This is a genomic window from Saccharopolyspora sp. NPDC003752, assembly GCF_053605825.1.
Genome location: NZ_JBSGJZ010000007.1, coordinates 74575 through 86519 on the forward strand (window position 1 = coordinate 74575; position 11945 = coordinate 86519).

14 protein-coding genes are annotated in these 11945 nt (G+C 70.5%); 6 read left to right on the plus strand and 8 right to left on the minus strand.

What is annotated here, in order from left to right:
- Positions 1-175 precede the first annotated feature (175 nt).
- Complete coding sequence (locus ACWEV3_RS11550; protein WP_452613779.1) at positions 176-991, plus strand: alpha/beta fold hydrolase; 816 nt, start codon at positions 176-178, stop codon at positions 989-991.
- A gap of 74 nt (positions 992-1065) precedes the next feature.
- On the plus strand, positions 1066-1794 hold the full coding sequence (locus ACWEV3_RS11555; RefSeq protein WP_452613780.1) for a FadR/GntR family transcriptional regulator: 729 nt from the start codon (positions 1066-1068) through the stop codon (positions 1792-1794).
- Positions 1795-1805: 11 nt separating this feature from the next.
- Here ACWEV3_RS11555 and ACWEV3_RS11560 read toward each other — a convergent pair whose 3' ends face one another.
- The gene (locus ACWEV3_RS11560; RefSeq protein WP_452613781.1) at positions 1806-2114 is read right to left on the minus strand and encodes a hypothetical protein; all 309 of its coding nucleotides are present in this window, start codon (positions 2112-2114) and stop codon (positions 1806-1808) included.
- A 264-nt stretch (positions 2115-2378) separates the two neighbouring features.
- On the opposite strand from ACWEV3_RS11560, the gene ACWEV3_RS11565 reads away from it, so the two are divergent.
- On the plus strand, positions 2379-2684 hold the full coding sequence (locus tag ACWEV3_RS11565) for a hypothetical protein (RefSeq protein ID WP_452613782.1): 306 nt from the start codon (positions 2379-2381) through the stop codon (positions 2682-2684).
- 98 nt (positions 2685-2782) lie between these two features.
- Entirely contained in the window at positions 2783-3613 is an 831-nt protein-coding gene (locus ACWEV3_RS11570) for an Acg family FMN-binding oxidoreductase (RefSeq protein ID WP_452613783.1), read from the plus strand.
- Positions 3614-3616: 3 nt separating this feature from the next.
- Here ACWEV3_RS11570 and ACWEV3_RS11575 read toward each other — a convergent pair whose 3' ends face one another.
- Positions 3617-3838, minus strand: coding sequence for a hypothetical protein (locus ACWEV3_RS11575; protein WP_452613784.1), 222 nt, complete (start codon positions 3836-3838; stop codon positions 3617-3619).
- Positions 3839-4161: 323 nt separating this feature from the next.
- On the opposite strand from ACWEV3_RS11575, the gene ACWEV3_RS11580 reads away from it, so the two are divergent.
- Positions 4162-5346: an acyl-CoA dehydrogenase family protein gene (locus ACWEV3_RS11580; protein ID WP_452613785.1), complete on the plus strand. Its 1185-nt coding sequence runs from the start codon at positions 4162-4164 to the stop codon at positions 5344-5346.
- Between the two features lie 520 nt (positions 5347-5866).
- Here the strand turns inward: ACWEV3_RS11580 and ACWEV3_RS11585 are convergent.
- From ACWEV3_RS11585 to ACWEV3_RS11610, 6 genes are read right to left on the minus strand one after another with little or no spacing between them, the layout of a single operon-like run.
- Positions 5867-6388 carry a flavin reductase family protein gene (locus ACWEV3_RS11585; RefSeq protein WP_358571371.1) on the minus strand — a complete coding sequence of 174 codons (522 nt, stop codon included), beginning with the start codon at positions 6386-6388 and terminating at the stop codon, positions 5867-5869.
- A gap of 7 nt (positions 6389-6395) precedes the next feature.
- Positions 6396-6743, minus strand: a complete 348-nt coding sequence (locus ACWEV3_RS11590; protein ID WP_358571369.1) for a cupin domain-containing protein — start codon at positions 6741-6743, stop codon at positions 6396-6398.
- Between the two features lie 9 nt (positions 6744-6752).
- The gene (locus ACWEV3_RS11595) at positions 6753-8204 is read right to left on the minus strand and encodes a 4-hydroxyphenylacetate 3-hydroxylase family protein (protein ID WP_452613786.1); all 1452 of its coding nucleotides are present in this window, start codon (positions 8202-8204) and stop codon (positions 6753-6755) included.
- Positions 8205-8206: 2 nt separating this feature from the next.
- Complete coding sequence (locus ACWEV3_RS11600; RefSeq protein WP_452613787.1) at positions 8207-8908, minus strand: DUF2848 domain-containing protein; 702 nt, start codon at positions 8906-8908, stop codon at positions 8207-8209.
- 37 nt (positions 8909-8945) lie between these two features.
- Positions 8946-9590: a GntR family transcriptional regulator gene (locus ACWEV3_RS11605; RefSeq protein ID WP_452613788.1), complete on the minus strand. Its 645-nt coding sequence runs from the start codon at positions 9588-9590 to the stop codon at positions 8946-8948.
- A gap of 19 nt (positions 9591-9609) precedes the next feature.
- Positions 9610-10917 (minus strand): MFS transporter, encoded by a 1308-nt coding sequence (locus ACWEV3_RS11610; protein WP_452613789.1) that lies wholly within the window; start codon positions 10915-10917, stop codon positions 9610-9612.
- A gap of 567 nt (positions 10918-11484) precedes the next feature.
- On the opposite strand from ACWEV3_RS11610, the gene ACWEV3_RS11615 reads away from it, so the two are divergent.
- Entirely contained in the window at positions 11485-11940 is a 456-nt protein-coding gene (locus tag ACWEV3_RS11615) for a MarR family winged helix-turn-helix transcriptional regulator (protein ID WP_452613790.1), read from the plus strand.
- Positions 11941-11945 lie beyond the last annotated feature (5 nt).

Genomic DNA, 11945 nt, shown 5'->3' on the forward strand with positions numbered 1-11945 from the left:
GGTCCTTCCCTAAACCCGGGCGACCGTATAACGCCGAGCACGCATCGTTCCTGAGTAGGGCTACTCAACTCCGCCGGGTGACGCCTCGGCTACGACGTGGAGATCGGGACCGTCGGTGCCTGCTGGCAGGATGCGCACTCCGAGCGCAGCCCCCGAGATCTCCGAGGACCCGACCATGCCCGAACGCTCATCCGCACGCCTCAACCACGTCGAGCGGGGCGCCGGAACCCCGGTGCTGGCCCTGCACGGCTGGGGGCCCGACCACCGCCTGGTGCTCGGCTGCCTGGAGCCGGTCTTCGCCGACCGCGCGGGATACCGGCGGTTGTACCCGGACCTGCCCGGCATGGGCAAGACGCCCGCACCGGCTTCCTTCGCGAGCTCCGACGATCTGCTCGCCGCGGTGCAGGACTTCGTGGACGACACCATCGGCGACGCGCCGTTCCTGCTGGTCGGCGAGTCCTACGGCGGCTACCTCGCCCGCGCGCTCACCCGGTCCCGCCCCGCGCAGGTGCTGGGCCTGGCGTTGATCTGCCCGGTGGGCACCAAGCTGGAGCACGCCGAACGCACGGTGCCCGAACACCAGGTGCTCCGTCCCGATCCGGCACTGCTCGACTCGCTGGACGACGAGCTCGCCGAGCTGGTCCGGGACAACCTGGTCGTGCACACGCCGGAAGCGGTGCGCCGGTTCCGCGAGGAGATCCTGACCGGCGTCGACCTCCTCGACACCGAGGCGATCGCCCGCATCCGGCTGCGCTGGGAGCTCACCGAAGACCCCGAGGGCGACGCGCCGTTCGGCCGCCCGACGCTAGTCCTCACCGGACGGCAGGACGGCGCGGTCGGCTACCTCGATCAGTTCGCGCTGCTCCCGCATTACCCGCGCGCGACTTTCGCCGCGGTCGACGTGGCCGGGCACAACCTCCAGATCGACCAGCCCGAGCTGTTCAACGCGCTGATGTGGAACTGGCTCGACCGCGTCACCGCCGAATCCTGAGCAGGTCCACCGGGCGGACGACGCGCCGAACGTAGACTCGTGGCCAGGAATGGTCTCGCGGAGGTGGATGGGGCATGTGGGAGCGGCTGTCGCCGGGGTCGGTCGCCAACCAGGTCGAGCAGCAGATCACGCAGGCGATCGAATCGGGCCGGTACAGCCCGGGCGACCGGCTTCCGCCGGAGCGCGAGTTCGCCGAGCTGCTCGGGGTGAGCCGGCCGACGGTGCGCGAGGCGATCGGCGCGCTGAAGGCCAGGGGCGTGCTGCGGGTCGTGCACGGCCGCGGCGTCTTCATCGCCGAGCCCGAGACCGCCCGGGAACTCCGCGAGGCCCTGGCCACGCAACGGCATTCGATCAGCGAGCTGTTCGCGATGCGCGAGGTGCTCGAAGTCCCCGCCGCTGGCTGGGCCGCCGAGCGGCAGGATGCCGAGGCGCTGCAACGGGTTTCGAGCGTTCTGCAGAGCATGGTCGAGGCCACCGAGCAGGTGCCGCGCGACTTCGAGCGCCTCCAGCAGCTCGACGAGGCGTTCCACCTGGCCATCGTGGAAGCGGCCGGCAACAAGTTCCTGCAGCAGACCCTGGGCGTCCTGCAGCAGATCCTGCACCAGGGCATGCAGACCACGCTGATGGTGCCCGGCAGGGTCGAGGCGGCCCGCGAAGACCACCAGCGGATCCTCGACGCGCTGCTCGCGGGCGATTCCGAAGCGGCCCGCCAAGCCGCCCTGCACCACGTGCACTCAGCTCGCGCGACCGCCATGCAGCGCTTGGAGGAACGCGCCGAGAGCGAAGCGTCGGCGGTGTCCTAGCTCGCGAGCGGTCACTCGCGACGGGCTTCGGGGGCCGGTGGGGCCGCCCGGGCTCGATCGAGCAGGCTGTGCACTCCGGCCACGATGTCGGCGTCGCGATCGGCGAGCCAGGTCAGCATCGCGTGGTCGGCGCTGTCCAGGTCGACGCCGTTGAGCGGGGCGCGCAACAGCGCCAGGTTCACCGCGGTTCTGCGGGACCGGGCGTCCCGCAATCCTTGCACCTCGTCGCGCACCCACGGCCGGTCGGCGACCTGGGCCAGTCGGGATCCGCTCGCTCCGGTCGGCCACGCATCCAGCGAATTGTTCACGACACCGTCCATGGCAGACTCTCCCGCGCGATTCGATGCGGCCACATTTCCGTGAGTACCACCGCTTCCGGAGGGTTCAAGGGGCAAAAGTCCCGCCGGCGGGGTGCACTCCAGGTCGCGGTGATGCTGCCGCTTTCGCGCGCCGCTGACCACACCCCGGCCCGGCAAGATCCGGAACACTCCTGTTCATGGCGCGACTCCTGTGACCAAGGACCACCCGTGTGGGTGATGTTGAAGGGTGCTGAACATCCGTTGCAGCGCTTAGACTTCCGCCCCGTGACTGCAGTACCGCACTCCTCGACCGAGGCAGCCCTGCGCGACGCGGTGGACACAGCACTGATCGACCTGCTCACCGCGCAGCACAATCCCGCCGACCGAGCCCACCGCGAGCTGGCCCGCGCGGTCGGTCTCCTCGACCAGCACCCGCAGATCGAGATCCCCGCCGACGCCGCGAACGCGGTCCGCACCGCCGCCGATCGCCTGGCCCAGGGATCTCGCGACGACGCCCGCACCGCCCTGGTGACCGCCCGCAGCCAACTCGCCGCTCCCGGCTCCCGCCTGAACTCCCGCAACACGGACTGAACCGCGAATCCCGCGCGGCATCCCCGTGATCCCGCGCGGGTCGTTCGACCCTGCCCGCCGCCGGGCGGCCCTGGCAGCGTTGCCGTCGAGGAGTCGACATGCGACGGTTTCCCGCTGTTTTCGATCTCGTACCGGACCAGGTCGCACAGGTCGTCCAGCTGGCCGGCCTCGCCCCCTCGCCGCGCAACAGCCAGCCGTGGCGGTTCCGCGTGCTGCCACACGTCATCGAACTGCACGCCGTTCCCTCCCACCTGCTGCCTGCCGGCGATCCCGACGACCACGACCTGCGGCTGGCCTGCGGCGCGGCGCTGCTGAACCTCCGGCTCGCGCTGGCGCACGCCGGCGTCCGGCCGGTCGTGACGCTGCTGCCGCGGCTGTCGTCCCCGAGCGTGCTGGCGGAGATCCGCAGCGGCGGCCACCAGCGCCCCGACGCCGAGCAAATCGCGCTGTACGAGGCGATTCCGGAACGCCGCACGCAGCGGCGCCCGCTCCAGCCGACCGCCGTCGCGGCCTCGATCCAGCACGCCCTGCGGGTCGCGGCACGCGCCGAAGGCGCCTGGCTGCACCTCGTCCGGCCCGCCGAGCACGACGAGCTGGCGGGCTTGCTGCGCCGGCTGCAGGCCGACGCCGAACCCGCGCCACTGCTGGCCGTGCTGTGCACGCCGGGCAGCGATGCGAAGAGCGAGCTCGAGGCCGGGCAGGCCTGGCAGCGGGTGTGGCTGACCGCCACCGCGCGCGGGTTGGCCGCCACGCCGCTGCCGCTCGCGGAAGGCCAGGACATCCGCGACGCCCTGAGCCGGCTGCTCGGCGACGCGCCCCATCCGCAGGCATGGCTGCTGATCGGCTACGGCGAGCCGGCTCCGGCGACGCCGCGCCGGGACCCCGGCGAACTGCTCATCGACGCGGTCCCGAACTCCGGCCACGGCTGACCGTCACCGCGGAACCGGCTCTGGCCGCGGCAGTTCGTCGCGGCGCACCCCCCGTCTGAGCCGGTCGGCCAGTTCGTCCAGGAACCAGTCCAGCACCGACTCCGCCGCCTCTACGTCGGCGATCGCGCCCCGGCCCAATGCCTCCTTGCGCGCTCGCCCGGCAATCCGGATCTCCTCGCACAACTGCTCGTACGGGAGGTCGCTGCACCTCGTAAGCAGATCCATTTCAGACCACTCCGTGGCCATCGAGCGACCGGGAACCCGCGCATGGCGAATTCCCGATCCCTCGCCCCCATTTTTTTGGTCCCCGAATCGGATCGGGGAAGTCTGCCGATCGACATCTTCGTGCGCACCTGTCCAAACCATATCGCCCGGCGCCAAGTTTTTCCTCACCCATTCGGGGAAAGGTTGGAAATTCACCACCTCACCGCAGCCAGCGGTCACAAATTGACGACGGCGGCCAGAGCCCGCACCGCGGACCGGGCCGGCGGCATAGGCTGCGGACCGGAACTTGATCATGGCAGGCCACTCGGCAAGGAGTCACGAGGATGACCACCGAAACCTCCGAGCTCTACATCAGCGACGAGTTCACCCCGCTCCGCCAACGGCTGGCCGCGCTCGGCCCGCTGCTGGCCGACAACGCCGACCGCAGCGACGAATCCGGCCGCCTCGCCGACGAGGTCGTGCAGGCCCTGCACGACTCCGGCGTGCTGAAGACCGGCATCCCGCGAGAACTCGGCGGCTACGAGTTCTCGCCCACCCAGCAACTGGAAACGGTCAGCCAGCTGTCCTATCTGGACGCCTCGGTGGCCTGGACGTGCATGGCGCTGCAACTGGTGACCGGCACGACCGCGGCCTACGTCGCCCCCGACGCCGCTGCGGAGCTGTTCCCCGACGTCGCGGGCGGCCGGTTCGCGTTGATAGCAGGGCAGGGCACCAGGCTCGGCACCGCGAAGCGGGTCGACGGTGGCTTCCGCGTCAGCGGCCGCTGGCAGTTCGCCTCCGGCATCGCGCTCGCCAGCCACATCCACGCCGGGGCCTGGTGCGCGGAAACCGGGCAGGCGCTGATCTGCACCTTCCCGAAGGAGCAGGCGACGCTGATCGACAACTGGGACGTGCTGGGCCTGCGCGCCACCGGGAGCATCGACTACACCTGCGAAGACGTGTTCGTGCCCGAGACGCACACCTTCGACCCCGCCACCACGCGAGCCCACCACGGCGGCGCGGTCTACCGCATCGGCCTGGCCACGCTGTCCGGGATCTCGCACACCGGCTGGGCGATCGGCGTCGGCCGCCGGCTGCTCGACGAGCTCAAGGCCCTGGCCGCCGAGAAGACCGGTGCCCCGAACGCCGCGGTCGACACCCAGCAGTTCCACGCGGAGTACGCGACCGCGGAGAGCAGGCTGCGTTCCGCCCAGGCGTGGGCGAGGCAGGTCTGGGCCGACGTCGAGCAGACCCTGGCGAGCGGCGAAACGCCCAGCACCGAACAGGAAACCCTGGCCCGGCTGGCGCTGAACAACGCGACCTGGTCCGCCCACGCGGTCGGGCAGGCGGTCCACAAGTGGGCGGGCACCGCGGCGCTGCGGCGCGGCCCGATCCAGCGGTTCCACCGGGACCTGGGCACCGGCACCCAGCACGTCACCTCCGGCGCCGTCGTCCTGCAGAACTGCGGCAGGTCGCTCAGCGGCCTCGCCCCGGGGGCCCGCTGGAACTTCCTGACCCTGGAGCCCTGAGCCCCGGTGGTGGGGTGACCCCGGGCGGCGAACGGTTGCGGACTCAACTTGTCCGGGCAACCATCGCCGGGTGGCCCGGGGGTAGGTGGTGCGGTGGCCTGCTTCTCCGGAGGGATTTTGGGGAGGCCGAAGAAGCAGGCCACCGGCGGGCGATCGCGGCACCGCGGCTGCATTGGGGGGAGGACCGCGATCACTCCGGGCAAAGGTATGCCCGTGCGGCGCGCGCGGCTCGCCAGGCGTGCGGTCCTGCGTGGCGCCGAGCGGAGAACGCCCCCTCACTCGTGCGGGGCGTTCTCCGGCCGGATGCGGCCGCCCGCGCTCCTCAGCGCAAAGCGCTGAGCTGCTCAAATTGATCGAGCGGCGCCCAGCGCACCGCGCCGGATCCCGGTCCGGCCGGCCGTCGCCGCCGAGGCCCTCCCGGCCGCGGCGAACGGCGTTGGCCCAGCGCAGCCCGGTCCTGTCACTCAATCGGGTAGTTCTCACGCGCAGTAGCCCGATCGGACTAGCAGCGGAGCCGGGATCAGAACATCCAGGGCATCTCCTCGTGACCGAAGTCGTGGAAGTCGCCGAACCGACCGGAGTAGAACGCCAGACCGGCGCCCTCCCGGCAGCGGAGGTTCCGCACGAGCCCGTAGAAGACCCGGTGATCGCCGACGTCGTGCGCGCTGTGCACGTCGCACTCGGCCTGCACCAGGGCGTCCTTGATCATCGGCAGCCCGAACTCGCCGTGCTCGCAGTCCATTCCCTCGAACCGCGCGCCACCGCGGGTGGCGAAGCGGCGGGCGATGGCCTCCTGCCGGGCCCCGAGGATCGAGACGGCGAACCGCCCGGTCCCGGTGACCATGTCGGTGGTCCGCGAGCCCTCGGTGAGCGAGATCAGCAGGATCGCCGGGTCCAGGCAGATCGACGTCAGCGAGCTGATCGTCATGCCGCAGGCCTGGTCCCCGGCCCCGCTGGTCACGATCGCCACCCCGGTGGTGAAGCGGCCCATGCTGGTGCGCATGTCGACCGCGTTCGCCGCTTGGAAAGCTGGCAGGGACATGGCGGACCTACTTGTCGTAGTAGCGGACTTCGAAGGTGACGACGCCCTCGTCGGTGCGCCAGGGGCCGTGCGGCATCCCCGGCGGGCGGCAGGCGTACTGGCCGGCGGAGAACGTCTCGCCGAGCGTCAGGTCGGTGAACGAGCCCTCCAGGATGTACACCTCCTCCCAGAAGTCGTGCTTCTGCACGCCCATCGGCGTCGAGTCGGCGCCGGGCTCGTAGCGCAGGATCCGGGTGGCCACGCCGGACTCCGGGTCCTTGGCGAGGATCCGCTCGGTGATCTTCGGGTCGTCGCCGGGGCAGACCGTGAAGTCGACGTCGCTGACGGGGAAGAACTCGTACTCGGGCTTAGCCATGCTGACCTCTCACATCGTTTCGATCTTGTAGGAACCCAGGAACTGCTCGACGTCTTCGAGCGCCTGCTCGTAGCCGTAGTTCCGGTAGCTGTAAACGCCTTTGACCACGAACGGCGCCCCGGCGTAGAACATCTCGTACTGCTGGTGCCGCCCGGCGAACTCGGATCCGACGATGTCCCAGGCCAGCTTGAAGAGCTTCACGCGCTCTTCCGAGGCGACACCCGGGGACTGCACGTAGTGCTCGATGTCGGCGGCGGTCACCGGGCTCGTGAGGTCGCGGACGCTCGACGGCAGCTGCAGCACGCCGCCGCCGACGAGGTCGCGGAGGATCGCCAGCACCCGCGGGTAGATCTCGGACTGCAACCCCATCGAGCCGTAGAGCGCGCGCTTGCCCGGCAGCCACTGCCCGGCTTCGTCGGGAGCCGCGGTGTACTCGGCGGCGAGCACGGCCGATTCGACGCCGGAGACGAGCGCGCCCAGCTCGCCCAGCTTCTCCTGCACGCTGGGGATCTTGTCCACGCCGTTGACCTGCGTGACGCGGCGGGCGACGCCGGCGATGAACTTCAGCTTGGTGGCGAACCGGATCTGGGCCTGCCAGTTGCCGAGCGCGTGCGCGCCGGTGTCGAAGAACTGGCGGCGCACCCCGGTGGTGTCCCGGTTGACGAAGACGCGCTCCCACGGGATCAGCACGTCGTCGAACACGACCAGCGCGTCCGGTTCGTCGTAGCGGCTGGTGAGCGGGTAGTCGAACGAGCTCGTCGCGGCGGGCGCGTACGGGCGGCGGCAGTACAGCTTGAGCCCCGGCGCGGCGGTGGGGACCACGAAACCGACGGCGAAGTCCTGGTCGTCGGGCCCGAGCGGCTTGATGCAGGACACGAAGATCTCGTCGGCGATCGCCGCGCCGGTGGCGAGCATCTGCGAGCCGCGGACGACGATGCCCTCCTCGGTTTCCCGCACGACGCCGACCTGCAGGTACTCGCCGTCCCAGCCTGATGCCGTGGTGGCGCGGGAGACCTGCGGCGGGATGATCGCGTAGGAGACGTAGAGGTTCTCCTCCAGCAGTCGCCGGTGGAAGGCGGCGACGTTGGCGGAGAAGTCGCGGTCACCGGAGGTGAAGACCTCGGGGTGGGCGGCGAAGGAGGCGAGGAAGGTGCCGACGTGGTCGGGGCTGCGCCCGACCCAGCCGTGGGTGTGCCTCGCCCAGGTCTCGATCGCCTCCCGGCGCAGGCGGAGTTCCTCCTGGCTGCGGGGAATCCCGAAGGCCCGGTTGGCCGTCGCGCCCGTTTCCGGTGCGGTGTACTGCATTCCGTTCGCCGGGTCCGCGGCGATGTCGAAGAGTTCGGCGACGGTGCGGGCCACCGGCGCGAAGGCCGGGTGGGTGGCGACGTCGACCTGCTCGCCGTCGACGAGCACCACGCGCCCGTCGCGCAGCGATGCCAGGTAGTCGGCTCCGGTGCGCATGATCAGTTCCTTCCAGTCGTGCGGTAGGTGTGGGTGAGCTTTCGGCCGTCGGGCAGCGCGAGTTCGAGATCCCACCGGTCGCCGGGGGTGAACTCGCCGCGCAGCAGCGGCAGGGTGCCGGCGAAGCAGATCAGGTCGCCGTCGTCGTCCCCGTGCCGTTCGGCGAAGATGCCGAGCAGCTCGCGCGGGGTGCGCAGGTTCGCGAGCGTGCCGTCCTGGTAGAGCTCGCCGTCGACCCAGCTGCGGGCCCGGCAGGCGTCCCAGTCGAAGTCCGCCCAGTCCGGGATCTCGACGACGACCGGCCCGATCGGCTTGGGGCAGGCGCGCTTGGAGTCGCCGACGTCGACGGTCTCCAGAGCCCGGTCCGTGTGGTCGGATCCGATGCCGAGGAAGTACTTCCCGCCGTGCCGCAGGATGACCGGCTCCACCTCGCCGGAGGTGTTGGTGGCGGTGATCGGGGTGCTCCCGGCGGTGGAGATGGTGTCCGCCGCGACGCGGTAGAACATCGGGACCTGTTCGGGCGGCGCGACGCCGATCGCGGCGAGCTCGTCGATGTGGTGCCGCACGGCCTTCTCGTCCCGTCCGGTGTACCCGGCGACCAGGGCGTGGAAGTCCCGGAACCGCAGCGGTTCGCCGGATTCCAGCCGGTCCAGGACCAGGACGTCCGTGGAGGCGTCGAGCATGGGGTGACCTTTCCGTTGCATGGCGAGGAATTCTGGTGATCGGCCCGATATCGGGCGATCAGCGCGCGGGCTGCGTCATCGAGTGCAGCGTCGTTCGCAGGTGGTCGCGCACCGCCCGGACCGCGGACTCGGCATCCCCGGCGGCCAGCGCGTCGGCGATGGCGCGGTGCTCGATCAGCACCTGCTTCTTGCGGGCCTGGTCGGCCATGACGATGCGCACGCCCATGCGCATCTGCCGTTCCCGCAGCGAGCTGTAGAAGTCGTTCATCAAGGGGTTCCCCGCCGCGCGCATGATCGTCGTGTGGAACTCCAGGTCGTGCGCGATGAAGTCGACCGGGTCGGCGTCCTGCCCCTGGTCCTGCAGGATCCGGTACAGCCTGTCCGGGACCGCTCCGGGTCGCGGCGCGACCTCGTTGACCGACCACTCCTCGACGACGCGGCGGGCCTGCATGACCGCCTCGACGTCGCTGTCCGACAGCGCCGGGATGAACGCTCCCTTGCGCGGCACCCGCCGGATGAAGCCCTCGGCCTGCAACCGGAGCAGGGCCTCCCGGACGGGCGTGCGCGAGATGCCGGACGCCTCCGCGACCTGCGCCTCGGTCAGGAACATCTCCTCGTCGCGAGGCAGCGTGATGATGGTGTTCTTGAGCCACTCGTAGGCCAGCTCGGGTGCCGTGGCCGCGGTGGTTCTCGTGGTGCTCATGAGATTTCCTCCGCCAGGTTCAGCGAACGCGCGCCGCCGGATCTCCCTGCGCCGGCTCGGCCGCGCCGATCTCGGCGAGGTCGACCGACCGGGTTTCGGTGGCGATCAGCGACGCGCCGAGCGAGATGGCGCCCATCACCGCCAGGTAGGCGCCGATGGCGTAGCCGGTGCCGAACGCCGAGTGGAGGGCGATCGCGATGATCGGCGCCAGGGAACCGGCCAGGACCGACGCGAGGTTGTAGGCCAGCGAGACGCCCGAGTACCGGACCTCGGTCGGGAAGAGCTCCGAGAAGAAGGCGCCGATGACCGCGCTGTAGGCGCTGAAGATCAGCAGCCCGCCGACGACGGCGGCGATGACGGCCGCCGGATTCCTGGTGTCCAGCAAGGCGAAGAAGGCGAACGCCCAGCCGATGGTGGCGATCGACGCTCCGATGTAGACGGGCCGGCGGCCGACGCGGTCGGCGAGGATCGCGAACAGCGGGATCGCCGGCAGGGCGACGACCATGCCCACCATCACGGCGTTGAGCCCGGTGGCGCGGTCCATCCCCTGGATCTGCGTGACGTAGGTGATGACGAACAGCGAGAAGATGTAGAACCCGGCGTTCTCCCCGAACCTGGTGAAGGCGGCCAGCAGGATCTGCCGCCAGTAGCCGCGCACGGCCACGCCCAGGGGCATCGGCTCGGGCCCGGCCGTCGCCTGCTCGCGCTTCTGCTCGAACAGCGGGGTTTCCGCGACGTAGAGCCGCAGCACCAGGCCGATCACGACCAGCAGGGCCGACAGCCCGAACGCGATGCGCCAGCCCCACGACAGGAACGCGTCCTCCGGCAGGATCCCGCTGAGGATGGCGAGAACGCCGGCGGCGAGGAGATTTCCCAGCGGCGGGCCCAGATTCGGCCACGCGGACCAGAAGGCGCGGCGCGTCGAATCCCCGTGCTCGGACACGAGCAGCACCGCGCCGCCCCATTCGCCGCCGAGGGCGACGCCCTGCACCAGGCGGAGGACGACGAGAATGATCGGCGCCGCGACGCCGATCGACTCGTACGAGGGCAGGAACGCGATGAGGAACGTCGAGACGCCCATCAGCATCAGGCTGGCGATCAGCGTCGCGCGGCGCCCCTTCACGTCGCCGTAGTGCCCGAGGATCGCCGCCCCGAGCGGGCGGGCGACGAACCCGACGGCGTACGTGGCGAACGCCAGCAGCGTGCCCACCATCGGGTCTTCCGCGGGGAAGAAGAGCTTGTTGAAGACCAGCGCGGCAGCCGTGCCGTAGAGGAAGAAGTCGTACCACTCGACGGCCGTGCCGGCGAGGCTCGATCCGGCGATCACGGGGAGGCTGGTGTGCGTTCTTCGGCTGCTAGAATTTCTGCTGGCAGTTGCCATAGTCGACTCCTGGGTCGAACCGTCGCGATCTGACGTGCTGCGCATCGCCCGTCTACCTGGCCGTAGACGAATTCGACGAGTGCGCAGATGGTGCTGCCCGGCTCGGTGGTTGTTGGCGCAACCGCCGAGCCTTCTTGCTTCACGCCTCGATTTCCGGCTGTGAAGCCCCTCACTTGAACAAGCGGTGTACTAGTTGTATACGACGGTTTCGCGGTCCGCAAGACTCGTCGACGACTTTTATTCCGTGTGCGTCCTAAGGCTCCCGAGAGGGTGTGGTCCGCACACGTCCTTGTACAGGGACGACGGCGGAAGAGGGCCCGTCAGCGCACTTCCACGGTCCGCGCGTCGAGGAGCCGCCGGGTGTGCGCGTCGGGGGCGGCCGCCTGCTCAAGGTCGAGTGGCTGTCCAGGCCCAGGATGGTGAGCACGTCGCCGTAGGCTCACTCCCCGTGGGTCCTATTCCGGCCGCAATATAGTCCGTGCGCGTCCTTGTTCAAGCGGAGGAGAACGAACGGTGCCGACCGAGGCAGACCTCGCCGAAACCCTGGCCGCCGCCATCGGCGGGCTCGGCCCCCTGGCGCGCCGGCTGAACCAGGTGCACACCCGGCTGTGGCACGAGCAGGTGGACCGCGACCTCACCGGACCCCAGTTCACCGTGCTCAGCCTGCTGCACATGCACGGCGACCTGGACCAGGGGGCGCTGGGCGGCCTGGCCCACCTGGACAAGTCCACGGCCGCGCCGCTGCTGGACCGGCTGGAACGGCGGGGCCTGGTGGAGACCGCCAAGGACGACGCCGACAAGCGGCGCAAGCTGGTGCGCCTCACCGACGACGGCCGGGAGCTGGCGGGCCGGCTGGCCCCGGCGGTCATCGCGGTGAGTGACCAGATGCTGTCGGCGCTGACGGACGAGGAGCGCGAGCAGTTCCTCGCCCTGCTGCACCGCCTGGTCCAGCCCCCGGCCGACCAGTAGCCGGG

Bases quoted from the DNA above. Each gene is read 5' to 3' on its own strand.
- ACWEV3_RS11605 (WP_452613788.1), bottom strand. From the start codon at position 9,590: ATGAGCACCACGAGAACCACCGCGGCCACGGCACCCGAGCTGGCCTAC.
- ACWEV3_RS11575 (WP_452613784.1), bottom strand. From the start codon at position 3,838: ATGGATCTGCTTACGAGGTGCAGCGACCTCCCGTACGAGCAGTTGTGC.
- ACWEV3_RS11570 (WP_452613783.1), top strand. From the start codon at position 2,783: ATGCGACGGTTTCCCGCTGTTTTCGATCTCGTACCGGACCAGGTCGCA.
- ACWEV3_RS11585 (WP_358571371.1), bottom strand. From the start codon at position 6,388: ATGTCCCTGCCAGCTTTCCAAGCGGCGAACGCGGTCGACATGCGCACC.
- ACWEV3_RS11555 (WP_452613780.1), top strand. From the start codon at position 1,066: ATGTGGGAGCGGCTGTCGCCGGGGTCGGTCGCCAACCAGGTCGAGCAG.
- ACWEV3_RS11580 (WP_452613785.1), top strand. From the start codon at position 4,162: ATGACCACCGAAACCTCCGAGCTCTACATCAGCGACGAGTTCACCCCG.
- ACWEV3_RS11560 (WP_452613781.1), bottom strand. From the start codon at position 2,114: ATGGACGGTGTCGTGAACAATTCGCTGGATGCGTGGCCGACCGGAGCG.
- ACWEV3_RS11590 (WP_358571369.1), bottom strand. From the start codon at position 6,743: ATGGCTAAGCCCGAGTACGAGTTCTTCCCCGTCAGCGACGTCGACTTC.
- ACWEV3_RS11600 (WP_452613787.1), bottom strand. From the start codon at position 8,908: ATGCAACGGAAAGGTCACCCCATGCTCGACGCCTCCACGGACGTCCTG.
- ACWEV3_RS11595 (WP_452613786.1), bottom strand. From the start codon at position 8,204: ATGCGCACCGGAGCCGACTACCTGGCATCGCTGCGCGACGGGCGCGTG.
- ACWEV3_RS11550 (WP_452613779.1), top strand. From the start codon at position 176: ATGCCCGAACGCTCATCCGCACGCCTCAACCACGTCGAGCGGGGCGCC.